This is a genomic window from Methanothermobacter thermautotrophicus str. Delta H, from assembly GCF_000008645.1.
GTDB lineage: Archaea > Methanobacteriota > Methanobacteria > Methanobacteriales > Methanothermobacteraceae > Methanothermobacter > Methanothermobacter thermautotrophicus.
Genome location: NC_000916.1, coordinates 995646 through 1020062, shown reverse-complemented (window position 1 = coordinate 1020062; position 24417 = coordinate 995646). Strand labels below are relative to the sequence as shown.

Annotated in this window: 26 protein-coding genes; 17 read left to right on the top strand and 9 right to left on the bottom strand. The window is 46.4% G+C overall.

Annotated features, from left to right (window positions below):
• Positions 1-31: 31 nt before the first annotated feature.
• On the top strand, positions 32-217 hold the full coding sequence (locus MTH_RS05250; protein ID WP_048061279.1) for an ATP-binding protein: 186 nt from the start codon (positions 32-34) through the stop codon (positions 215-217).
• A gap of 169 nt (positions 218-386) precedes the next feature.
• Here MTH_RS05250 and MTH_RS05245 read toward each other — a convergent pair whose 3' ends face one another.
• Together MTH_RS05245 and MTH_RS05240 are read right to left on the bottom strand one after the other, a co-directional pair.
• Complete coding sequence (locus MTH_RS05245) at positions 387-1484, bottom strand: inositol-3-phosphate synthase (RefSeq protein ID WP_048060968.1); 1098 nt, start codon at positions 1482-1484, stop codon at positions 387-389.
• Positions 1485-1685: 201 nt separating this feature from the next.
• Complete coding sequence (locus MTH_RS05240) at positions 1686-2561, bottom strand: hypothetical protein (RefSeq protein WP_010876728.1); 876 nt, start codon at positions 2559-2561, stop codon at positions 1686-1688.
• Between the two features lie 478 nt (positions 2562-3039).
• Between MTH_RS05240 and MTH_RS05235 the strand changes: the two genes are divergently transcribed.
• On the top strand, positions 3040-3300 hold the full coding sequence (locus MTH_RS05235; RefSeq protein ID WP_010876726.1) for a hypothetical protein: 261 nt from the start codon (positions 3040-3042) through the stop codon (positions 3298-3300).
• 112 nt (positions 3301-3412) lie between these two features.
• Here the strand turns inward: MTH_RS05235 and MTH_RS05230 are convergent, their stop codons facing one another.
• The 3 genes from MTH_RS05230 to MTH_RS05220 are packed head-to-tail and all read right to left on the bottom strand — an operon-like array spanning position 3413 to position 5431.
• On the bottom strand, positions 3413-4195 hold the full coding sequence (locus tag MTH_RS05230; protein ID WP_010876725.1) for an MBL fold metallo-hydrolase: 783 nt from the start codon (positions 4193-4195) through the stop codon (positions 3413-3415).
• Positions 4173-4775, bottom strand: a complete 603-nt coding sequence (locus MTH_RS05225; protein ID WP_048060967.1) for a thymidylate kinase — start codon at positions 4773-4775, stop codon at positions 4173-4175. The genes MTH_RS05230 and MTH_RS05225 overlap by 23 nt, the downstream gene beginning before the upstream one ends.
• Entirely contained in the window at positions 4772-5431 is a 660-nt protein-coding gene (locus tag MTH_RS05220; protein ID WP_048061278.1) for a diacylglycerol/polyprenol kinase family protein, read from the bottom strand. The genes MTH_RS05225 and MTH_RS05220 overlap by 4 nt, the downstream gene beginning before the upstream one ends.
• Before the next feature lie 220 nt (positions 5432-5651).
• Here MTH_RS05220 and MTH_RS05215 point away from each other — a divergent pair, with 220 nt between their 5' ends.
• The gene (locus tag MTH_RS05215; RefSeq protein WP_010876722.1) at positions 5652-6497 is read left to right on the top strand and encodes a UbiA family prenyltransferase; all 846 of its coding nucleotides are present in this window, start codon (positions 5652-5654) and stop codon (positions 6495-6497) included.
• A gap of 269 nt (positions 6498-6766) precedes the next feature.
• Here the strand turns inward: MTH_RS05215 and MTH_RS05210 are convergent, their stop codons facing one another.
• The 4 genes from MTH_RS05210 to kaiC are packed head-to-tail and all read right to left on the bottom strand — an operon-like array spanning position 6767 to position 9552.
• Entirely contained in the window at positions 6767-7243 is a 477-nt protein-coding gene (locus MTH_RS05210) for a pyridoxamine 5'-phosphate oxidase family protein (RefSeq protein ID WP_010876721.1), read from the bottom strand.
• Between the two features lie 34 nt (positions 7244-7277).
• A complete protein-coding gene (locus tag MTH_RS05205; protein WP_010876720.1) occupies positions 7278-7886 on the bottom strand; it encodes a rhodanese-like domain-containing protein in 609 nt (202 codons plus the stop codon).
• A complete protein-coding gene (locus MTH_RS05200; protein WP_010876719.1) occupies positions 7876-8130 on the bottom strand; it encodes a circadian clock KaiB family protein in 255 nt (84 codons plus the stop codon). Before MTH_RS05200 ends, MTH_RS05205 begins: the two co-directional genes overlap by 11 nt.
• Positions 8131-8139: 9 nt before the next feature.
• Positions 8140-9552, bottom strand: a complete 1413-nt coding sequence (kaiC, locus tag MTH_RS05195; protein WP_010876718.1) for a circadian clock protein KaiC — start codon at positions 9550-9552, stop codon at positions 8140-8142.
• 96 nt (positions 9553-9648) lie between these two features.
• On the opposite strand from kaiC, the gene MTH_RS05190 reads away from it, so the two are divergent.
• The 14 genes from MTH_RS05190 to csm3 all read left to right on the top strand — a co-directional run bounded on the left by MTH_RS05190 (position 9649) and on the right by csm3 (position 24417).
• The gene (locus MTH_RS05190; protein ID WP_010876717.1) at positions 9649-10587 is read left to right on the top strand and encodes an ATP-binding cassette domain-containing protein; all 939 of its coding nucleotides are present in this window, start codon (positions 9649-9651) and stop codon (positions 10585-10587) included.
• 5 nt (positions 10588-10592) lie between these two features.
• Positions 10593-11357, top strand: a complete 765-nt coding sequence (locus MTH_RS05185) for an ABC transporter permease (protein ID WP_048061277.1) — start codon at positions 10593-10595, stop codon at positions 11355-11357.
• Between the two features lie 220 nt (positions 11358-11577).
• Positions 11578-12315 (top strand): CRISPR-associated endoribonuclease Cas6, encoded by a 738-nt coding sequence (gene cas6 / locus MTH_RS09395; RefSeq protein WP_048060966.1) that lies wholly within the window; start codon positions 11578-11580, stop codon positions 12313-12315.
• Entirely contained in the window at positions 12312-14108 is a 1797-nt protein-coding gene (locus MTH_RS05175; RefSeq protein WP_010876714.1) for a hypothetical protein, read from the top strand. Before cas6 ends, MTH_RS05175 begins: the two co-directional genes overlap by 4 nt.
• Positions 14108-14425: a hypothetical protein gene (locus MTH_RS05170; protein ID WP_010876713.1), complete on the top strand. Its 318-nt coding sequence runs from the start codon at positions 14108-14110 to the stop codon at positions 14423-14425. Before MTH_RS05175 ends, MTH_RS05170 begins: the two co-directional genes overlap by 1 nt.
• 2 nt (positions 14426-14427) lie before the next feature.
• Entirely contained in the window at positions 14428-15597 is a 1170-nt protein-coding gene (gene cas7i / locus MTH_RS05165; RefSeq protein WP_143485770.1) for a type I-B CRISPR-associated protein Cas7/Cst2/DevR, read from the top strand.
• A gap of 1 nt (position 15598) precedes the next feature.
• Complete coding sequence (gene cas5 / locus MTH_RS09390) at positions 15599-16408, top strand: CRISPR-associated protein Cas5 (RefSeq protein ID WP_010876711.1); 810 nt, start codon at positions 15599-15601, stop codon at positions 16406-16408.
• A complete protein-coding gene (locus MTH_RS05155; RefSeq protein ID WP_083750453.1) occupies positions 16405-18891 on the top strand; it encodes a CRISPR-associated helicase/endonuclease Cas3 in 2487 nt (828 codons plus the stop codon). Before cas5 ends, MTH_RS05155 begins: the two co-directional genes overlap by 4 nt.
• Position 18892: 1 nt before the next feature.
• On the top strand, positions 18893-19420 hold the full coding sequence (gene cas4, locus MTH_RS05150; protein WP_010876709.1) for a CRISPR-associated protein Cas4: 528 nt from the start codon (positions 18893-18895) through the stop codon (positions 19418-19420).
• Between the two features lie 16 nt (positions 19421-19436).
• Positions 19437-20405: a type I-B CRISPR-associated endonuclease Cas1b gene (gene cas1b / locus MTH_RS05145; protein ID WP_048060964.1), complete on the top strand. Its 969-nt coding sequence runs from the start codon at positions 19437-19439 to the stop codon at positions 20403-20405.
• Between the two features lie 2 nt (positions 20406-20407).
• Positions 20408-20671 carry a CRISPR-associated endonuclease Cas2 gene (gene cas2, locus MTH_RS05140; RefSeq protein WP_048060963.1) on the top strand — a complete coding sequence of 88 codons (264 nt, stop codon included), beginning with the start codon at positions 20408-20410 and terminating at the stop codon, positions 20669-20671.
• Positions 20672-20795: 124 nt separating this feature from the next.
• Positions 20796-23249 (top strand): type III-A CRISPR-associated protein Cas10/Csm1, encoded by a 2454-nt coding sequence (gene cas10 / locus MTH_RS05135; protein WP_052261170.1) that lies wholly within the window; start codon positions 20796-20798, stop codon positions 23247-23249.
• Positions 23242-23652 carry a type III-A CRISPR-associated protein Csm2 gene (gene csm2, locus MTH_RS05130; protein ID WP_158296332.1) on the top strand — a complete coding sequence of 137 codons (411 nt, stop codon included), beginning with the start codon at positions 23242-23244 and terminating at the stop codon, positions 23650-23652. Before cas10 ends, csm2 begins: the two co-directional genes overlap by 8 nt.
• Positions 23653-23679: 27 nt before the next feature.
• Positions 23680-24417, top strand: coding sequence for a type III-A CRISPR-associated RAMP protein Csm3 (gene csm3, locus MTH_RS05125; protein ID WP_010876704.1), 738 nt, complete (start codon positions 23680-23682; stop codon positions 24415-24417).

The following is a 24417-nucleotide window of genomic DNA, read 5'->3' as shown; positions in this document are numbered from 1 at the left end:
ATTTACATGGAATTTTAAGGGAGAATCAAAAATGGCAAAGATAATCATAGATTATGATGAATGTGATGCATGTGGAGAATGTGTTGATGTATGCCCGATGGAGGTACTCATAATAGTTGATGGTAAGCTCGAGGTCCAGCACCCTGAGGAATGCAATGAATGTGAGGTGTGCATGGACGTATGTCCAAACGAGTGCATAGAGGTTGAAGAGGACTGATTCCCTTACAGACCCTTTATTTATTCCTTATTTCTGTATATGATAATTCTGGTAAGAAGATTTTCAGGGGATCGTTTCTAAGGTTTTTTTTGTATGTATGGAATTCTGGTAAGAAGATTTTCAGGGATTCTAAAGTTGTATTTTTAAAAAAGAGAATTCTGTGAAGGGATTATCTCTCCCTTTCACCGGCAATGAATTCATCCACCATACGCGCTGCCACGTCGTCAGTGTACTGGACCGGGGGATGCTTCATTGTATAGGATGATATGGAGGTCAGGGGCCCACCGATACCCCGGTCAATGGCCAGCTTGCAGCACCTTATGGCGTCAATAACACAGCCCGCAGAGTTGGGGGAATCCTCAACACTCAGCCTGAGCTCAAGGTTCATGGGGACGTCCCCGAAGAGCCTGCCCTCCATCCTCAGGAAGCAGATCTTGTTATCCTTCTGCCAGGGTATGTAGTCACTTGGCCCTATGTGGATGTTCTCATCATCCAGGCGGTCCTCACCAAGTATTGACTGGACAGCTTCGGTCTTGGACTCCTTCTTTGAGTCCAGACGGTCACGGTTCAGCATGTTGAGGAAATCAGTGTTCCCACCAGTGTTTATCTGGTAGGTGCGGTCGAGTTTAACACCCCTCCTCTTGAAGAGGTTTGTGAGGGTCCTGTGGGTTATGGTGGCCCCCAGCTGGGCCTTTATGTCATCACCGACTATGGGTATGCCCTTCTCCTGGAATCTGGCAGCCCATTCAGGGTCACTTGCAATGAATACAGGCATGTTGTTTATGTAGGCTACCCCCGCCTCAAGGGCGCAGCGGGCATAGAACCTTGCGGCCTCCTCTGAACCCACCGGCAGATAGTTGAGGAGTATCTCAGCCCCGCTCTCCCGGAGGACCTCAACGACATCCACGGGTTCCTCATCCGCAACCACGAAGGTCTGTTTTTCAGGGTAGTCCTTCATGTGGGGGGCCACACCATCAAGGACATGCCCCATGGACACCTCAACACCCATTTCCGGGACGTCATCGCAGAAGACTGCTGTACAGTTTGGTGGGGCGAATATGGCCTCACTCACATCCCGGCCAACCTTCCGCCTATCAATATCGAAGGCAGCAACGACCTCAATATCGCCGGGTTCATAGCCGCCTATATCCCAGTGCATGAGACCTATCGAGTCACCGGCACCCTTATTACGGTAATAGTATATCCCCTGAATCAGGGAGCTGGCACAGTTTCCCACACCTACTATCGCGATCTTTATCTTATCCAATTGAAACACCTTTCAGAGACTTGTGATAATCATAAAATCAAGGCTATAAATTGATCAACCTACTTTTTAAGATTTGCATATTAAACTATTAAATGTTTCGCCCTTCCCTGAAACCTCTCAATTGCATAGGAATCTGCGCACTCATTTTATATGTCCTGATGAGGGGATAATCACAGAAGCAGTAGGATTAACGCTTCCAGATCAGTAGAAGATGAGGCTCACCCTTATCAGGAGGAAGAGGAGCCACATAAGTAGCGTGAAGGGACCCCTGAATCTCTGATAATCGGGGAGGGCTGCATTGAAGCGCCAGGTTAAAATTATGATCAATATTAGAATGAGGTTTTCAACGTTACCCAGTATGTTGAGGGGGTTTTTAATGTAGGTTAGTATCCAGGCAACGGCCGTCAGGATGATCCCGGCCCACCCCAGCTTAACAAGTGGCCTGTAAACATCCTCTGATCCGAGTTTCAGCCGTGAGAGTAGCAGGATAACTGTGAATGATCCCATACCCAGTATCATGCCCAGGAACTGTGTGAAGAGGAGAATGACCGGCACCTGGAATATCTCTGATTTAAGCACCGGGAGCAGCACCAGTGCCTTCAGGGACTCATCCGGTGGGAAGGATTCAATGCTACCCACAGCAAGGGAGAACTTTTCCCTGTTTGCGGGACTGTATACCTTCAGCCGGTATGTGCCTGCATCAACGGTACCGTTGAACTCCGGGCCCTTGAGGTAGTAGTCGCCACCGAATTCTTCAAAGTAGGGCTCCCAGGTGCTGATGTTACCCTTGAGGGTCCCTATGACCTTACCGTCACCCCTTATTATGTCCACATACACGGGCTCTGCATCTGGAGAGTAGGGGACAAGTATGTTCACGTATAACCTGAAGGGACTCTCTGACGTTATCCTGAAGTAGACAGGTTTTCCCTTCAGCTCACCGTAGAATGCCTGTGAAACTTCAGGGTTCTGTACAATGACCTCATCTGACCCTGTTACCAGCCTCGGCTGATGTGAGTATGCAGCTGAGGCACAGGTAATGGTTATGAGTACGATGATAAACAGAACCCAGCCTCTCATGTTGATATATATGGAGATATGATTTAATAAATATCACGGTGCGGATTCTTTTTGTCATATATCATCCCTCCTTTCTCCGATAAGATATTATTTAATGAACTGTCCGTAGCGTCAGGTGGCCTGGATGGCAACTGATGATGAGGCATGGGTTTCAGAAGAAAAAAGGTAGAGGTAAGCTAGCCGGCTATTTACTGTTAAAAAAAAATTTGAATTCCGGTCCTCAATGCACTCCATGGGGCCAGTTTGAGATTTGTAGTCATAACCGCCGGATTCCATGCACTCCCTGTATTCAAGCATATGCATCGGCTATTTTTGAGAGAATGCTATGATCTTCGAGATTTTAGAGGTTAGAAGCCAGCTGAAACCTTAGCAATTAAATTAACTCCAGCCCATTCAACTGAGGATCATAGGAGCCCCATCCTGGTCGGCGGAGATCAGGGTTACAGTTATGTACCTGCCGATATAAAAATGATAGATCATGAGACTATCAGACCAGAATAAGGTATCCCTAGTGGCGGGACTTTGTCTGGTGGGATTAGTTATTGTACTGAAGAATCTTCTTCTCATCCCATCAGATATCCTATCCAGGGATGTTCTCGTCTATATAATCATCTACTGGGCATTCACCGTCATTCCAGGAAGGAGAGGGGAGAAGGGATCAAAATATGATCATCCTTTATACTGGAGCTTGCTCATAATTTTAATTACATTAGTTATAATTACCATGTACCTGATATGAGCGCATGCTTGCAGCTATTAAGGGAGTGCTGAACCGGTCACCTGAGTTCCAGAGCTGCTTTGTTTTCAACAGGTTAAGCAGGGTAATGTTTGATGTCGCCACGGGTCTTTTTTTAATCAACCTCGATGACAGTTCCTGTTCTGAGCACATTTACATTACATGATCTGCCCAGAACTTTAAATGCCTCCTCTGAGGTGCAGTGGCCCGTGTAAATCTTTCCAACCTCAAATTCCTGGATCTCACTGGCCACATACAGTGCATCCCCTGAGATATGGAGGCCCCCCACGACCGTTCCAATCTCCCTGTCAGGGAAATGGTCCCGCACAGTGCCCAGTATGTTCAGTATGCCATTATGTGAGCAACCGGTCACAACAGTAAGCCCACCCTGACCATCAATGACAAGGACCAGTTCATCATCGAAGGTGTCAGGAACCAGACCCTGCGCTGACTCCATGAAGAGGGTCCTGTTACCCAGGGGTCTTCTGAATGGACCACTGAAACCCTTCAGGATGGTGTAGCCCTCATGGATCACCGTATCCTCATCAATGAGCCTTATCCTGGGATCTGTTATCTCCTCAATTCCTATGAACCTCTCAGCACCGTCCTCAACAGCCCATCGCCCCCTGAACGCTCCTTCACCGGTTAATACCTCAGTGTTTTCATTTATCTCCATGAAATGGGTCAGGCCGCCGCCATGGTCGTAGTGTCCATGGGAAAGGATGGCCAGGTCCACATCCCCCAGGTCAACACCAAGCAGCTCAGCATTCTCCATGAAGAGTCCGCTCTGACCGGTATCAAAGAGTATGTTCACATCACCCTCAATGTGGAGTGACAGTCCATGCTCGGCCCGGAGGGGTGGTCTTGCCCTATCCTCAACAAGGCACGTTATCTTCATATACATCACCGTCAAGTCTGTCCAGGATCTCATCAATCCTACTCTGCACGTCCTCGATGGGGTCCTCGGTGTTTATGATGTACCATCCATCTGCAAGTCTGAGGGCCTTCTCCCGGGTGCTGGTGAGGTCATCGAGGTTTTCAAACATTTCATGTTCATCCCTCTCCATCAGCCGCCTCAGGGACTCCTCAGGGGAAACGTCCAGGAAGAACATGTACTCTGTTGTGGGCAGAACCCTTGATAGCAGACGGTAAAGTACTGATGAGAGGGGCCCAGGGAGGTAGGCGACACCCATGAGGTACCTTGAGAATATGAGTGTATCCGGTCCGGGATTGGAGCGCCAGTGGTAGAGCCACAGGGACCTTATGACGTCCAGGGCGTAGAATATGGCTGCCCTGATGTGGTTAACCTTACCACCCCTGAGGAGGGCCTCCCTAGCCCTCTTACCATAGGGGTTGTCATCCTCGGGGTGGGACCTGAAGACGACATGCTCACCCCTCTCAAGGTACCTCCTCCTTATCAGCTCCGCGTGGGTGTCCTTCCCTGCTCCGTCGAGGCCGTCAATCACTATGAACCTCAAATCCCCATTCCCCCAAGTAGGATGTATGCTGCAACAGCCCCGAAGCAAGCAGTCAGGTTGTCGAGTCCCCGGGGGGTGAGGGCCTCCAGTACAGTTGATACCAGGGCCACCCCCAGGATAAGGTACGGGGTGAAGCCCTGGGAGTAGTAGGTGAGGACCACGGGGAGCATCACCAGGAGGATGATGAACATCCCAAGTGAACCCTCAAGGCTCTTCTTATCCCCCAGGACACTGAAGGTTGTCCTCCCGAACCTCTCACCCGTCAGGCTTGCGAACCCGTCACCGTAGGACATGGCTGCTATCCCTATACCTGTAATCCAGGGGGCCTCAAAGAAGAGGTATGCCAGGATGGTCCAGGATATGGAATAATATACGAGTCCAAGGCCGTGTCCGTAGGATGAGGCACGGTGCTTCACCCTGAGGGGGGAGTAGGGACTTAGGAGGAAGGTTATGAGGATGAAGGGGGCTGCTGCAAGGAATGTTATGACGAGGCGGCTCTCAAAGAGTGGTAATATAAATAGGATGTTACCAACCATTATATGTACAAACTTTCTGCTTAGATTTGGCCTATCACCCAGGAACCTCTCAGATACAAGTAATAAAACTGCAACATATACATATACCATCAGGAGTCCAAGAATGTCACTGCCAGTCATAGGATTTATGAAGTAATTCAAGATATAAGTGGGTTTTGATTTGACCTGGTCTGGCTGGCTCGGGTACATCCCAGCCCACACTATCCGCTTCCATGAGGGTTTTGATTTGACCTGGTCTGGATGGCTCTGATTCCAATTTACGGTGGAGGATAACAAACTGACAGACTTCAGTTTTAACCTGAGGTGATGAGATTTTACCGGTTCAAGAGGAGGTTTCCATATGAATCCATATATAGAGATACTCAGACCCGTAAATGCCGTCATGGCGGTGATAACAGTTATGCTGATGGCCCTCATCACGGGCAGATTCGATTTCAGTGTTCTCCTGGCATCTGTGGTTGTTTTCACAGCCACGGGTGCAGGTAATGTTATCAATGACTACTTTGACCATGAAATAGATGCCATAAACAGGCCAGAACGTCCCATACCATCAGGGAGGATCAGCAGGGGCGTTGCAGGGGTTTACTCAATCATACTATTTGCTCTGGCGTCCCTGATGGGGTTCTACCTTGGCCTGCTCCCGGGACTCGTTGTGGTCTCAAGTTCACTTCTCATGGTCTACTATGCATGGCGCCTCAAGAAAAGGTGCCTGGTGGGTAACATTACGATATCCTTCCTAACGGGCCTCAGCTTCGTCTTCGGGGGCATAGTCCTGGGGGAGGTGAGGGCTTCAATCCTCCTGGGCTTCTATGCCTTCCTGATGACCATGGCGAGGGAGATTGTCAAGGACATGGAGGATGTTGAGGGGGACCGGGCTGAGGGTGCAACAACACTCCCCATAACCCACGGGATGAGGATTTCAGGGGTCCTGGCAGCCTCCTTCATGCTGATCGCCAGCCTCACAAGTCCCAGCCTCTACCTCCTAGGGATATTCTCAGCTCTCTATATTCCTGTACTCCTACTAGCAGTGGCTGTTTTTCTAAGGGCAGCCATAATGATCCTCAGGGGTCAGGATAGGGCCACAGCATCCCGGGTATCAAGGATGATAAAGGTAGGCATGGCCCTGACATTCATCGCCTTTGCAGCTGGCAGCGGGACCATCACAGCACTCACAGGCCTTTCCTGAGGTGATCACAAAGTAACTGGCCACAGTGAATATATTCACAAAAAAGATTTAGTGTATGTGAATTGTTAGAAGAGAGCAGGGTAGGTGAAGGAGGTAGATGTTCATCCCCCCAACCTTCATTTAAACTCCTTCAAAACCACCCTAACCCTTTTTCTAATTTTCATCCCCCTAACCTGTTCCGGGTGGTTAACCACCTGGAACCATTGAATTTCTTTATAACTGTTTTATGGTTGATTTGTGGATCCTGAAACGACCTGGAACCATTGAATTCATTCACCACCCTTTATCCCGACTATATCAACCACTTCAACGAGTTTCCAGACATAGGATCGGTCCATCTCCACAAGACAGTTGAGTGGGTCCTCTGGTGAATGCCCCAGAGCCCTGAGGATGTTCCTTGAGAGCCCCCGCTTCTCTATGAGGTCAGCGAACATCTCCTTCACACGCCTCTTTGTTGAGGGGTCATTCTCCTCAACTATCTGGCCCTGCAGTGTAACGAAGCGATACTCTGAAAGGTCATCACTGTAGTGTTCGATTTCAACAGCGACGTAGGGGTTCCTCTTGAGGAGCTCTATCTTCCTGCCGTACCTCGTTGATAGGAAGTAGAGGTGTTCCCCATCAAATACATAGAGAAATGGGGCTATGTATGGATAGTCACCGTTGAAGGCTATCCTGCTTATGAAGTTCTCTGCTATGAACTCATCATACTCTTCCTTTGTCATCAGGGGTATCTTAACAATACTCATCCTTTTTCCTCCATATTCAGTTATCCATTAAAACTTAAACATCACCGGCTACAGGGTATCCTGCCCTCAGCCAGGCCCCGATACCGCCAAGGACGGTGGTCACATTGAAACCATGGCCTTCAAGTATGCTCGCAGCAATGGTTGACTTGTAACCGGAGTCACAGTAGATGACAACATCCTTCTCTGGGATCAAATCAAGGTTATCTGGCAGATCACCAACCCAGATGTGCTCTGAGCCCTCAATGTGGAACCTCTCCCTGTCTGTTATCTTACGGACGTCCAGGAGGAAGAAGTCACCCTCCATCTCCCTTAACTCATGGACACTGATGGCCCTCATTTTCATGATTTCAAGTCCAGCCATGTACCAGGAGGGGAATCCACCTGCAAGGTATCCTGCCATGTTATCGTATCCCAGCCGTATCAGGGACCTCCTCACAGGGTCCACACCCCTCCGGAGGCCTTCAACAATGAAGGGGACAACGGCACCCCTCCACTCATCATCACCATCATATATTAGGCATATATGGTCCCCTGCCCTCATGTCCCTGATGAGGGACTCCATGCTCCTATGACATGATATCTCCCTGAGCAGATCCCTGAACTTCCTGAGATTCCCCTCCATGGCATCCACCTCAGATTCCAAGGAACCTCCTCAGCGCATCTGCATCGGAAAGATCCCCTATAACCCTCCTCTCAGGCCCCGGGTTGAGCCTCTCAAGGGTGGGGATCGCTATTATACCCCTCTCCCTTGCAAGCCAGGGTTTCTCCAGGACGTTCACAACCTCCAGTTCCACCCTATCATCAATGACATCCATGAGGTTTTCAAGGGCCCTCTCTGAGAGGCTATCCCCGGTTACATAGAGCGCAGCCTTATCATCAGATAACACCCCCAGCCTTCACCAGGAGCCCCCCTTGATGAGTATACCCCTGTCTGTGAATCTGACCTCGGCGACGCTGCTTGAATGGTTCATACCCCTGCTCTTGAGTATCCTGAGGGACCTCCGGTACTCTCCGTTGGCCCGGATGCTCTCAAGGACGATCCAGGTGTCTATCAGGGAGGAGAGTTTAAGCTCAGTCGTTGTCGCGGTGAAGGGCGAGGCTATCAGATAGCTGAATATTGAGGTGATCCCCCTGCCTTTGAGGAAATCCGTTAACCTTATGAAGAGGTGCTTAGCATTCTCATTCCGGGTTTCAGGGCTCCCACCAGCCCCTGCCAGCCCGGTGACCGGGTCGACCAGAACACTGTCCGGGTTGAAGTCCATGATAAGGTCCTGCATGTATGTGAGGTGGGCCTCAAGGCCAAGGGATGTGGGGCGGTCAGAGTGTATGAGTAGCTTATCGCCCAGGAACTCACCAAGTTTGATGCCTATGGATTCCATGTTGCGGACTATCTGGTCAGCGGGTTCCTCATTGGAAAAGAATAGGCACCTCTCCCCCCTCCTGCATGACTCATAGGCAAACTTCGAGAGCAGGCTGGTCTTACCGGCCCCGGTGGTACCTGATACGAGCACTGCTGACCCCCTGTACACGCCCCCACCGAGCATCTCATCCAGGGTAGGGATTCCTGTTGATACAAGTTCCCTGCTCACACTGTAATCAAGGCTGATGGAGGTGATGGGGAATATGGATGCACCGCGCCGGGTTATAATGAAGGGGTACCTGTTCAGGCCGTGGCCTGATCCACGGTACTTCACTATCCTCAGGTGCCTTGTACCCACCTGTCCCTCAAAGGTGTGTGTCAGGTGGATAACACAGTCGGATATGTACTCCTCAAGCCTATGGGTTGGGGAACCACCATAATCCCCTGAGGTGAATACGCTGGTAACCCCCATGCCATTCAGCCACCTTATGAGTTCCCTGAGTTCGAAGCCAATCATTCCCTGCCTTTCAGTGCCATCAAAGAGATTATCTACCTTATCCAGGACCACCCGCCTGGCACCTGTCCTCCTTATGGCATCCTCAAGCCGGAGCTTCAGGGCCTCAAGGCTGTAGGACCCCGCATCCGGGTCCATACCCCTGGAAGCATCCTCTATGAAGAGCAGGCCCTCATCAATAAGCCTTTCAAGAAGCCTGTCCGATGATCTGAAGTTCTCAATGAGGTTTTCCATGGCTTCATCGAAGCTCACCATGACACCGGGCTCTCCATAGACCGATGCACCCTTAAGCAGGAACTCCATTGCAATGAAAGTCTTCCCTGTCCCGGGACCCCCATATATCAGCGTGTTACGACCCCTTGGAAAACCACCCTCAGTAATCATATCAAGGCCCTTTATTCCGGTAGGGGCCTTCTCAATGTTCTCAAAATCCATTCATGCACCCTCCACAGCATCACTATAACAATTTATACTATCAGGGATAAAAATCTAACCATAATACCCGATGCTTCAGGGTCGCGGAGGATTTGGATGGATCACATAATCGAGACAGAGGATATAAAAAAGAAGTATGATGAATTCCTTGCGGTTAAGGGGGTGAACCTCAGGGTACCGGAGGGATCCATCTACGGGGTCCTGGGACCCAACGGGGCAGGTAAAACAACACTGATCTCCATGCTGTGCACAATACTACGCCCCACAGGGGGCAGGGGTACCGTCAACGGCTACGACATAGTCAGGGATGCGAGGAAGGTCCGGGAATCCATAGGGATAGTCTTCCAGTCAAGGGCCCTCGACGATATACTCACAGGGAGGGAGCACCTGGAGATGCACGCCGCCCTCTACGGCGTACCCCGCGATGTAAGGGATAGGAGGATAGAGGAGGTACTTGAACTCATAGCCCTCGGGGACAAGGCAGACGAGTACGTGAAGACCTACTCCGGGGGTATGAAGAGGCGCCTGGAGATAGGGCGGGGCCTCATACACCACCCAAGGGTGCTCTTCCTGGACGAGCCAACCCTGGGACTCGACCCCCAGACAAGGGAGAGCATATGGAGGTACATAGAGAAGCTCAACAGGGAGGAGGACGTCACAGTGCTCCTGACAACCCATTACATGGAGGAGGCAGATAAGCTCTGCGACGAGGTGGCCATAATGAGCCACGGTGAGATAATAAAGGCCGACAGTCCAGGGAACCTCAAAAGGGAGCTCGGCGCTGACACCATAACCGTCAGGGTTGACAGGGCCAGGGGATTCCATGAAATCCTTGAGAAACAGGACTACGTCAAGGAGGCATACCTGATGGATGATGAGGTTAAGGTGCTGGTTGAGAGGGGGGAGAACCTGGTCCCTGAGATAGTTAACCTGGCAGCCAGGAACAACTACTATGTGAGGGCAGTGGAACTCGAACACCCCACCCTTGAGGACGTATTCATAAAGTACACAGGCAGGGGAATAAGTGAGGCGTGATCTGGATGGCTGAAATTGAAGGTATATACACGATATGGCTCCGTGAAATGAAGAGGTTCTTCAGGTACAGGTCAAGGATAGTCACATCAATAGTCACACCCCTCCTCTGGCTCATAATATTCGGGACAGGGCTGGGGGCCGCGGTCAGATTCGGGGGAGTCCCTGGGGGCTACAAGGCATTCATATACCCGGGTATAATAGGCCAGACAGTGCTCTTCACCAGCATATTCTCGGGGGTCTCGGTGATAATTGACAGGCAGTACGGGTTCCTGAAGGAGATCCTGGTGGCACCCATCTCAAGGGAGTCAATGGTGGTTGGAAAGGCGCTGGGTATAAGCACGGCCTCAATGATACAGGCAGCAATACTCCTTGCCCTGTCATTCATAGTCGGAATCACCATGTCACCCCAGTGCTTTATTGTGAGCATGGTGATAGCCCTCATAATCTCCATGGGCCTCGGGGGCCTCGGACTGGTGATAGCAGCCTTCACCGACAGCATGGAGGGATTCAACCTCATAATGAGCTTCATAGTGCTCCCCATATTCCTCCTGAGCGGGGCCCTCTTCCCGATAACAGGGCTTCCAGCATGGCTTCAGGGCGCGGTGTACATCAACCCCCTCACCTATGCAGTGGATGCCCTCAGGTTCACAATACTCAGAAGATCTGTGCTCCCCCTTGAGGTTAACCTCCTGGTGATAACCATCTTTGCGGTGATAGCGGTACTCATCGCAGCCTTCCTCTTCAACAGGAAGGAGCAGAACCTCATGTAGATCCAGGAGGTCATTTAGGGGGAGACAGAGGGGCTGCGCATAAAGAGGCCATCAAATTCCCAGGATAATATTATATTATTCTTTTTAAGGTTGAAGGGTTTAGCACATTTTTAAAATAATGCGGGAATTGAGTTATCTGTGAGATATTATTAGCTAAACAAAAATAGATAAATTTATATACAATAATGTCAACATTAGTCATTGACATTATGTAGGGGGTATTGAATTAAGAATCAAGATAGAGCTGAAATCAGACATTAGGCCATTCAAGATTCAGTACAACTACAACCATGTACTGTCCGCGATAATATACCGCAGGATAGCTGACCTGGAACTTGCAAGTCAGCTGCATGGTGCAGATGGATTCAAGTTTTTCACCTTCTCACAGATCAGCATACCCCGCAGGAAGGCCTTCAAGAACTTTCTTCTCTCAGAGGACGGCAGATTCCACTTCTTCATATCATCACCAAACACGGAACTGATCAAGAGCCTGGTGGAGGGATTCATCGACAGGCCAGAGATTGATTTTCTAAGGAGAAGTGTAAACGTCGAGTACGTGGAGTTCCTGGAGCCACCTGAATTCAGGAGAAACATGAAGTTCAGGACACTCTCCCCGATAATAATAAAGACTGTTAGGGAGGAGGATGGGGTCCTGAAGCAGTGGGACGTTAACCCCAATGACCTCAAATTCTATGAGAACCTGCAGAATAACCTTGTGAGGAAGTACCGGGAGTTTTATGGTGACTATGATGGCGACGAGTACCTCAGACTGGTACCCTATCAGCGCTCAATAAAGAGGAAAAGGATAATGATACCCAAGGAGGGCGCTGAGACATACCACAGGGCCTATCACATGAAGTTCAGGGTAGAGGGGGATCCCCGTTTAATAGAGTTTGGATATGACTGTGGCTTTGGTGAAAAGAACAGTATGGGTTTTGGTATGGTGGTTACATCATGATCTACGAATTCAGACGCACTTCAGGCCTTGAATTCACAGGGAACTGGTTCGTTGATTCAGGTATTCTTGGATTCATATTTATAATCGAGGACATTTATGGATTTGATATCCATAAAATTCGTGAAATTTCAGAAAATGAGAAACTACTCTACTATGGACTTTTCCCCTTCGCATACCTGTGCAGCGAGATAAACAGAAAGTCCAAATCAAGGGTTTCCAGCGAACTGATAAATGAATTCATAAAAGCACTTTTCGATTCTGAATTTGATTCACCAGATGAAATATTTGAGTTCACATGGAACAGTTACATCACAAGGGCAGCTATGGACCTCTGGATTGAAAATAAGACAGAATCAACAATATTCAAGAAGAAAGTTCCTGATAAATTACCAGACGATGTGAAGAATCTTGCGCTGAAGGTAAAGGAACTCGAGAAAAATTTAATTGATAATAATTCAGAGGAACTGGGAGAGATTTTTAAACGTAAATTCAAAGGCTTCAAGTTTGATGACATTGACAGGATATTTTCAGTACCCGATGAGAATCTCAGGGAAATTTCTGAAGAATTTTCAGAGTCATTCAGAGACTACAAGGATCATCTGTTGAGGTTCAGGGAGCTACTTAAAGGCATGTGGCTGCGGGATGTCATCGGTACCAGCAGCATCCCGGAGGATCTTGATTCTTTCTACAGAATCCCCATTGATAACAAGTTCTATAAGAATTTTGTATTCTTCCAGCAATCCACGACCCATCAGAAACAGAAACAGGGCCTCTTTGATATCATAAGCTTCAGAGTTGATGACCTGGATGTGCTTAGAAGGGTTGATAAAACAATCAACAAGTTCTTAACATCCTACAAAAAGGCAAAGAATACATACTATACGCCCCTAACAAGCAAGCACCTCAAAGGTTTCAGCAAATACCTCTTTGTATACCTAATATCATTTGACAGGGCCTTTGAATTTTTTAACAGATTAGGCTATGTTCTCTTCTACTCCAATGACATTGAAATTACATACCGGGTCAATAAGAAATTAAGACTCAGAAAGTCGAAGATAGAGGAAAACAGTGTGCTTATGAGGGTTACCTGGCAGGAGATAATAGATTCACTCATTGAACTCAAATCTTCGTGGGCCCTTGAGAACATGTATATCATAAAGTACCGGGATGTTAACAGTCAGACCCAGAGATTTGTCGATGTTGAGTACATAGGAATCTCAAAGATCCATGCGTCAATACTCCTTGACGATGTCATAAGGGATGCAATCAACTACAATCTACATGTTAGCCAGTCTGAGTACAGATGGCTGCTTGAAAACCTGATTCAGAACAAGCCCCTAAAGCCACTGATAATGAGGCATATCATACTAAGGGCCAACAGAAAGACGGGGCAGATGGGAATCAAGCCCCTCCTTTATTCACTTGCAATTGATTCTGAGATATTCTCCCGTAAAGAACCGGAGGTCTTCAATGATCCACTTCAAATTTCAGCCAGAATGGATGAAATCGTTTTAAGGATAAAGGAGACCTACAGGGAAATGAATACTGCAAGGAGAAACATTCAGGAGCTCATACCACCAGGAACCAGAGAGAACAACATAAATCAGCTAATATCAATCCTTAGGAGGAACAACAGGTACCTCTTCGTTAACAACCTCTTGAAGATTCTTATTCAGGAGAATGCGGCATTTCACAGCCTCAAAAATTATCTATTTAACAGGATCCTTCAGAATGATGATACATGGGATATTTACGCAGCGGCACTTCTAACTGGATTTTTAGGAGGCAGATAATGTATAAGAAAATGAAACTCCTCTCTGAGAGGGACTACTGGCAGATAAAGAGGTATTCCAGGTCTGCATTTGAAAGTATCGGGTCTGAGAACTACAGACAGAGGCTTGTTTATAAACTGCTCAACACAGCGAGGGTTAATAACCAGTCAGATTTCTTTTCGTTTCTGCTCAGAACCCTCAACTCCAGGAAGGGGGATGAAAACGTCAGGAAACTGTGCAGAAAGCTTGAATGGGTCTACCCTCTCAGCCCTGAAAATTTTGAGAAGGTCGCTTACTCAATAATCATCGGAATAATGGCAGCAGGAGAAGGTGAATGAAAATGTCAAGGTACATTGTAATGGACCTCGTGTTCTATGGAAACTCCCTGAACTATGACCAGGGAAGTGGAAACTATCAGGAACTCAAGAAGATAACAAAGTGGGATGGTCGCCAATACACCCTTGTGAGTAGGTACGCTCTCAGGTACAGCATGCTGGACACTGCAGATAAGTTTGGACTCTTTGAACTTGCTGAGGCAGACAACCTTGTTAAATCAGGTAAAGGCGACAGTACAGTGATACAGCCAGCCACTGAGTTCCTCCTTACAGGAGATATACTCGAGTACCCTGAGTTCGACCTCTTTGGTTACCTGATAACTGAGACAAAACCCCAGAATTTCAGAACGGCCCCAGTTAAGGTGGGGCATGCAGTTTCAATGACACCATTCATGTATGACGCCCACTTCAATGCCAACATAGGTCTCGCGAATCGTATGCGCAAACGTCACGGTGAGATGAAGCCAAACCCCTTCACAGCTGAGGAGCATCAGACCTTCTATCAGTATTCCATAGTTGTGGATGTTGACAGCATCGGCGAAATTGAGGTTTACATCTCTGAGAAAAGTGACGTTACTCTTGCAGATGGTAAATACAAGCTTGAATCTATTGAGAAGGTATCCAGCCTGAAGGGCGACGGGCTTCTTATTAAGCTGAAGAAGGGAAAGAACAAGAAAGAGATATTACAGTCAGAAAATGTTGAATTATGCGACTTTGAAAAGATAGATAAGGTTTACAGGATACGTTACCGTCTCAAGGATGATGAAAAGATAAAGAAACGCATAATGAACCTTATAAAGACAGTTATGAACCTTAAACGATCCATAAAGGCTAGGGACGAGGACCTCTCACCTAAAATCATGGTAATGGGACTCTACAGGGATTCACCATACATGACCTTCAAGGACAGAATTGTTCTCCTTGATGAATACACTGAGGAAGAATATGATGAGATAGAGGAACAGGAAACCGATAATGGACGCATACTTAAAGTCAGGCACGTCACAAGCAAACAGAGAAAACCTGTTTTTGAAGTGGAAGGCCTTGAAGCTGAAAGTTTAGACGTTGATAAGGTGGAAGAGTTCGTCGAAGGGATATTTGACGACGGAGAGTTATCTAGAGTGGCTGTTTTCACAGACCCTTCTGTAGAGTTACGGAAAGGTTCAGGGGATTAGGATGGAAACCCTTGCAGTGGAGATATTCCAGCCATTTGCCCAGTTCAGAAACCCCTTCACATTTGATTACGCGCAGACATATCCCCTCAGCCCCAAATCAACTGTGACCGGAATGCTGCAGAACGCCACTGGAAGATACTATGACCAGGATATCAGCGAAATCAGTGTGAGCATACATGGACTCTTTGAGAGCACCTTCTGGAACTACCAGAGTTTTATAGTGGGGGATATCGCCCTGAAGTATCACCATAATAAATTAAAACTCTGGAACAAGGGCTACCCTCTTTACAGTGTAAACAAGAAGTCCCAGCGGAGTCCTTCCTATCAGCAGGAACTCTTCAACGGTCACTACTACATCTTCCTGAGAGGGGATGATGACATAATTGAGGAGGTATGTGATTCACTGCGCAAACCCACGAAGCCACTATCCCTAGGGAGGTCAGAGGACATAATATTCATAAGAGGGATTCACAGGGATTTTGAGGTAATTGAAAGGGAGGTTAAAAAGAACCTCTGGATGACATACCCCACATACATAAAACTCAGTAACGGTAAAACACATTTCCCCATAAGAAATGAGAGATTTCCGGTTTATTCAATCCCGGAGCGCGTCATATTTAGAAATGGCGAAAGTATAATCTCAAACAAGGCGGAAATCGGCGAATCAACCGAGAGGATTCCCACATTTCAAACTGTTATATACACAGGCATGAACCAGGTCATATTCCTCAATGACACCGTGAGGACTGAGATTTACAAACTTGAAGATGGATCCACTTTTAAAATACCTGCAGATTTCGGGTGGCTATGATGGAATTAATCGATATAATACGGGCTAAATCCAATGATCAGCGAAACTATCTTTTAAAGGACCATTTAAAAGAAACAGTGGCGCGCATAGATGATTTCCATAATTTCTATCAAACAAACAGGGAAAAATTTTCCTATAAAATTGGAGAGAAGACATTCAGAGCATTGGCCATGGCCTCCATAATACATGACCTGGGAAAGATTGACTATAACTTCCAGAAAAAACTCATGGGTGATGATTCAGAAGCATGGGAAGTCCTTGAAGAATTCCTCTCACCACTTAAACCCCTTAAAAGGTCCCCCCGGCATGAGATACTTTCCATAATATGGAGCACATTCCTTCTCGGCAACGATGACCTTGATGCAATGATGAGGACAGCAATACTCCTCCACCATTACAATGAATACTTCTTGAATGATAAGGACCTCATGGAGATCATCTTCACCTACAGGGACGCATTTGAAATCTACCTGAACTTCATAATTGAGAAAAAAGAGACTCTGAGAATTTTCATTGAGGACATACTCAATTATATTCAGAATTCCCTGGAATCAGATCTTGTGATTTCCGCAGCTGATGAAATAAGATCAAACATGGACTTCGAAAAGCCAGAGCTTCTCCTAGAGAAGATAAAGGAATATGATGATGACATATCCGAGTTTGCAGCCTTCTATGAACCTGAAGAGAGATCAGCTGACATTTTAATTCTCTCAGGGATCCTCCGAAGGGCTGATTATTCTGCCAGTGCAGGCGTTGACATTGAACTATTCAGTGAAGAGGTTTTCAGGGATATTGATGAGAAAATAACCTCAAAGATAGGTGGGGCACCATGGCAGATAAGGTTGATGGGGGAGCTTGGCGGCCCTAAAAAGATGGTTCTTGTCGCACCAACGGGCTCTGGAAAAACAGAGTTCTCTATTTTATGGGCGGCGAAGCATGGAAGAAAATTCATCTATACACTGCCACTCAGGGTCGCCCTCAACGATATCTTCATGAGACTCCGGGACTCTGATGGATATTTCAGTGAGGATGAAATCGATATACTACATTCAACTGCATTCATAGAATACCTGAAGGAGGAAAGACTTGGCAGGGGGACGGATCTTGATTCCATGATGACCTCTGCAAGGTTAATGGCGTCACCGGCGCTTCTGACAACACCTGACCAGGTTCTAATAACATCACTCAATTACTTCGGTTCTGATAAGGTTATATCTGTTTATCCCTTCGCTTCGATGATTCTGGATGAAATACAGACCTACAATGAGGAAATGGCTGCTGTGATAATCAAAACCCTCGAGCTGGTCAACGAGGTTGATGGGAATATACTTGTAATGACAGCCACACTTCCACCCTACTTCAGGAGCTTTCTTGATGCAATGAACTTTGAGGTGATGGATGTCGCAGCCATTCCAGGTGCACATGACATAAAAAACCTCAACTTAAAAAGGCATGTCCCTCAGCTTATAGAGGAACCTCTGTTTAATGATGAACTTGAAGTTTCAGATAAACTCGGTAAAATACTTGATGAAAATTCCGAAAAAAACGTTCTGATAGTTGTCAATAATGTTCAGAAGGCAATTGAACTTTACAGGGAATATCAGGACGATCCTGATGTTTATCTACTCCACTCAAGGTTGCTTGAGAAGGTGAAGTCCCAGAGGATAGGGGAGGTAAAAAAAAGGAGTCAAGATGAAAGGGGCTTAACTGTTATATCAACACAGATAATTGAGGCATCAGTTGACATTGACTTTGATCTCATGATTACAGAGATTTCAACAATAGACAGTCAGATTCAGAGATGGGGAAGGATACACCGTAACCGTGATGCTGACTACGATTCAGGAGATCCCAATATAATAATCTTCACAGATTCAGATAGAAGAACATCCCTCATATATGATAAAAAGGTCCTGGATGCGACTAGAGCAATTCTTGAAAGGTATGATGGACAGATTCTTGACTATAACCTTGAAAGGTCCATGATAGAGGAGGTCTTCCAGGAGGAAATTGACGGATCGACACTCAAGGAGATTTATGAGAACCAGATCAGAGAAACAATATCTGACCTTGATTACTTTACAGTGGAAAAGAGAACCCAGGCACAGAGGTTGTTTCGTAACATGGCAGGTTACAAGGTCTTCATTCCAGATGCGGTCCTCCGCTACTCAGAATCCGAAATTGAAAGAACCTTCGCTGAACTGATAAAGGGCGATTACAGGCTTTGGAAGGATATACTTGGAGAAATAGAGAGAATAACTGGAGAGAAAACAACAATGTGGGACCTCAAGAAGGTTCTCTATGAATACTCAGTCAATGTGCCGGTATTCTACGAGGAGAAAAGTGATTTCTGGAGCAGGACGACAGGCGAATTCAAGGGTTTCTATGTATGGGGATCTATGGAAGATGATGATGTGGAGCTCCTAGAAGAACTTGGACTTGACAGCATTTTCGGGGAAACAGAATCATCACTCATAGTGTGAGATGGCGGTTTTCTTGATAATCGGAGAGGATAACCTCAGAGTCAGGGGATTGCAGATAAACTATTACTTCATCTGCAAAACCAAGCTATGGTTCTTCTCCCACCATATTAGTATGGAACGGGAGTCTGAACTCGTTAAACTGGGGAAACTGTTACATGAGGAATCATATACACGTGAGAAAAAGGAATTGATAATTGATGATCTTATAGCCGCTGATTTTGTTAAAAGAAAAGGTTACCTGGAGGTCCATGAGGTTAAAAAGGGCATGACCATGGAGGAGGCCCACAGGTTCCAGCTTCTATATTATCTATTCTACCTAAAAAATGAAAAGGGAATAGAAAAGATCAGGGGATTCATTGACTACCCAGCTCTTAAAAAGAGAACCGAGGTTTCACTTAGTGCTGAAGATGAAGAGGAACTTCGTAGAGTGATCCATGAAATTGATAGGATAATAATGGGACCTCCACCAGCCCCCCAGAGAAAACCCATCTGCAGAAGCTGCGCTTACTTTGAACTCTGCTGGGCTTGAGCAGTGTGGGATGATCATGACAAGAAAAAACTACTATATAACAACAGATGGCTTGCTTAAAAGGAATGAAAACACGTTATACTTCATCAACAAGGATTTAAAGCGACCAATACCCATAAACAAAATTTATTCGATATACTCCTATGGCGCCCTGACAATATCGTCACAGGCCCTGAATCTTCTATCAAAGGAAGGCATACCCATCCACTTTTTCAACAGATATGGCTTCTACAGTGGCAGTTTCTACCCCCGCGAGACGCTTCTATCTGGAGATGTAATTATTAAACAGGCCGAACATGTCATTGACCATGATAAAAGAATTGAACTTGCAAGGTCATTTGTCAGGGGAGCCGCCCTTAACATGAGGAGGGTTCTGAGTTACTATGGCATCGAAAATGGGATTTCTGATACACTGATGGATCTGGACTCCTCAAATTCAGTAACCGATGTCATGAATGTCGAGGGAAGGATACGTTCAGATTACTACAATGCAATTGACAGTATCCTTCCTGAAGGATTCAGGATAGGTAAGAGGACACGCAGACCCCCTGAAAATATGACCAATGCCATGATAAGCTTTGGGAACTCACTCCTCTACTCAACAGTAATAACTGAACTTTACAATACACAGCTTAATCCAACCATCTCCTATTTACATGAACCCTTTGAAAGGAGATATTCACTCGCCCTGGACCTAAGTGAGATATTCAAACCAACCCTCATTGACAGGATGATAATTTCCCTTATCAAGAAAAAAGCGATTAAGGCTGAAGATTTTGAGCATGGAATGAATCATTGTCTCCTTAACAATTCTGGTAAAAGGAAATTTCTCGCAGAGTATGACAGACGTCTTGGGAAGACAGTTAAACACAGGGAACTGGGGAGAAAAGTTTCATACAGACGTCTAATAAGGCTGGAGGCATACAAGCTCATCAAACATTTAATCGGTCAGAAGAGTTATGAACCATTCGTGATGTGGTGGTAACTGTGTACCTTCTAATTGTATACGATGTGGGGGTTGAGAGGGTTAACCGGGTGAAGTCATATCTAAGGACAGAACTTCACTGGGTCCAGAATTCCGTATTTGAGGGAGAAGTAACTGAAAGCCAGTTTAGGCGCATAGAAACAAACCTTGAGAGAATTATCGATCGTGAACGGGACTCTGTTATCATATACTCCTTCAGGTCTGAGAGGGCCATGAACCGCAATGTTCTTGGCCTGGAGAAATCACCACTTGATGTTATTCTCTGAACAGCTTCATCATCACATCCCACAAATTTTCATATTTATAAATCTTTCCATTCAATTGTAAGGATAACATATATATTAATCATAATTCCAACCATATTAAAATAATTAATTGCCGGTGTTCTATATGAATCTTGAGGATATACAGCTAGCTGCACTCCTACATGACATAGGTAAATTTTATCAGAGAACATCTTCACCTCACAGTGATAAATATAGTGGCCTCACCAGGTCTGATTTTGGGGAATCAGGAGCCCATGGTAAATGGTCAGCAAGCTTTGTGGCTGACCATGGCCTCGGTGAGGATATAGAGGACCTTGTGCTCTACCATCACAAGCCTTCAAATTCCATGAATCCTGAATATGCCAGAATAATAAGGGACGCGGACCATCATTCAGCAAGTGAAAGGGAGAAGTCGGAATCAAAACAGGAGGTTAAAGAACACCCGTTGATATCAGTATTCTCCCAGGTCAGACTACCTGAAAGGGAAAAAGCAGAGGGTGAATACTATCTACCCCTCCGGGAACTCATACCAACGGATCTTAAAGGAACAAAACCAGATAGGATAAAAAGGCAGGTTATGGCTGGCTGGAACCTTGAGAGAGAATACCGGAGACTCTGGAAACTCTTCACCTCAGAGGTGGCTGAACTCAAAAACTTTGATGTCAGCACGCTCCACCACCTCCTCAAAAAGTACACATCCCTGATTCCATCAGCAGTCTATATGAGCGTTCCAGACATATCCCTCTTCGACCACCTCAAGACGACAGCAGCCCTGGCAGGATGTCTCTACCTTCACAGGAAAGAGGGGAATGGGGGTAAACCATACCTCATTGTATCAGGCGACCTATCAGGGATTCAGAACTTCATAACCAGTGTAAAATCTCCTGAGGAAGCACAGAAGGGTATGAGCAAACGTCTGAGGGGAAGATCCCTCTACATAAGCCTCCTCACAGATGCAGTTGCAAACAGGATAATATCTGAGGCAGGACTATCCCAGCCAAACATACTCTTCTGCGGAGGTGGACACTTCACAATCATACTTCCAAATACTCAGGAAGTGAAGGATATCCTTGATAGGGTTTCCAGGGAGGTTAACCAGAGATTCATAGGGGCCTTCAACGCGGAACTCTACCTTGCACTTTCCTACATCGAGGTAAACGGTGATGAACTTAAGGATTTCGGCGCCATCATGGATAAGCTTGCCCAGAGGAACCTCAGAAACAAGAGGTCGAAGTTCAGGGAACTCCTCAACGAGTTCTTCACATTTGAGGAGGAGGCTCCATCTCAAACATGTGCCGTCTGTGGTCTGCCCTCATCTTCAACCATCTGTGGCTCGTGCAGATCCCATGAAGAACTGGGGGCAAGGGCTGCCAATGCAGATTACATGATAAGGGTTCATGGATCCATGGATTCTGATTTCAATGAGGGGGGAATATCATACTTCTTTGAAACAGAAGATTCTGTTGTTTCAAGGCTCGATAATCTGGCAGATTTCGGCGGAAGGATAGAATTGCTGAGGCTGAACAGCACAGACTTCCTTGGAATTCAGGACAGGATTCAGAATGAAAATGTGTCCTTTGGATTTACCCTGATGGGAAACACTGTGCCTGTAGAGGTTGATGGTGGAAGGAAGAGAGCTCTTGACTTCACAGAGATATCATCCCTGAGCATTGGAGCAGGTAAACTGGCCACCCTGAAGATGGACGTTGATAACCTTGGACAGATATTCAGCCAGGGACTGGAGAACCGATCAATATCAAGGATCTCGACAATGAGCTCCTTCATGGACCTCTTTTTCCTTGGATACATAAACCAGGTCGCGTCCGAGTTCTTCTTCATAAGAGAGCCCTGCGATGGGTGTAGGGATAAACTTATGAGTATAAAAAGCGAAATTGGAACAGTATACCGCCCATCATCAGCGTCCAGCTCTGAAATCTGCGATGAATGCAGAGAAAGGTCAACTCCAACCATATACATAACCTACTCTGGAGGAGACGATGTCCTTGTGTTCGGCCCATACGATGATATAATTGAATTCGCTGGAAGACTCCGGAACGAATTCAGGGAATGGACGTGCGAAAACCCCTCAATTGAGATATCAGCAGGCATATTCATGGGCGGACATAAGTTTCCCGCCGGCAAAGCTGCTGAAATTGCAGAAAAGCAGCTTGAACTATCCAAGAACCTTGGTAAGGGAAAAATATCTGTATTTGGGGAGACGGTACAGTGGGATACAGACCATTTCATGGGATTCAATGAACTCCTTGAATTCGGCATGAGACTGGAGAAACTCCAAAGAAATGGAAAACTGTCCAAGAACTTCGTATATTCCCTTCTTAAACTCCATGAATCATCATTCAATGAAGATATCAGGGATTTCGATGAATGGGTCGAATCCCAGGAGCTGAGGCTCCGCATAAAGGACTACGTCCCCTACTATGTCTATAAACTGAGAAATATATCTGACAGGGAAATTAGAAGGGAGCTCTTTAATGAGGGGATCAGGTTCATCCCATGGATCAGAATACCGGTGTCATGGGTCAGCTTAAGAACAAGAAATGGTGATATCCATGAGTGATTTAACTTTTGAGGATGTTAAGAAGGAGATAAGTGCACTGGATAAGCTCAGCGATCTGGAGGCGAAGAAATACGCCGATACTGGTGGATATGCTGATGTTATAGCCAGGGCAAACAATTTGAAGACAACACAGCTCAGAAAATTTTTCAGTGCAATAAGGAGCATGGAGAAGAAGGCTGATTCCTGGAAAAGCATAGAGGCGGATTTCTATCTACTCAAACCCCAGCTTGCAAATGCAAGGGGAAGGGACCTCATACCCGAGGGGTTCTATGAGGTAATGAAGAAAATGATGGATAAGGTTGACAGGGGAGATGATGACGAAAAAATCGAAAATTTCAGGGTATTTGTACGCTTTCTTGAATCAATAGTGGCCTATCATAAGTTCTACAACCCAAGAAGCTAAGTTCTATTAATCAAGATGGTGTTTTAAATGAGGTTCCAGAAAAATTATATTATAACAGGCGAAATCCTGTGCAGAACAGGACTCCACATAGGAGTATCCAAGGACTCCATTGAGATAGGGGGCTCAGATAACCCCATAATAAGGGATCCGGTGACGAGGCTACCCTACATCCCCGGATCATCAATCAAGGGTAAGATGAGATCCCTCCTTGAGCTTGAACTCGACCGTGTAAGCAATGGCGGGCCATGTAAATGCGGGAAATGTGAAATCTGCAGGGTATTTGGAAGCGCAGCAGATAGCAGTAGCAGTTCAGGGCCCACAAGAACAGATAGCAGTAGCAGTTCAGGGCCCACAAGAATAATAGTAAGAGACGCCTTCCCAACAGATGAAACGGTGGAGGAGTGGAAGGAGAGCAGTGAAGTGGTTGAAGGAGCTGAACTTAAGTACGAGAACAACCTGAACAGGATAACCTCAATGGCAAATCCAAGGAACCAGGAGAGGGTTCCAAGGGGATCAAAATTTGGATTTGAGATAATAGTGAGTGAATATGATGGTGACAGTGATAACCTCAGAATTGTACTTGAGGGACTCAGACTCCTTGAGGACAGCTACCTTGGTGGAAGCGGTACAAGGGGCTACGGTAAGATCGAATTCAAGAACATAAAAATCAGAGAGAGGCCCGTAGAATATTACCGTGGAGAAGCCGGCGAAAGCACTATGGGGGATTTCGAATCCCTTGCAGATATCAATACAACTGCAGAGTGA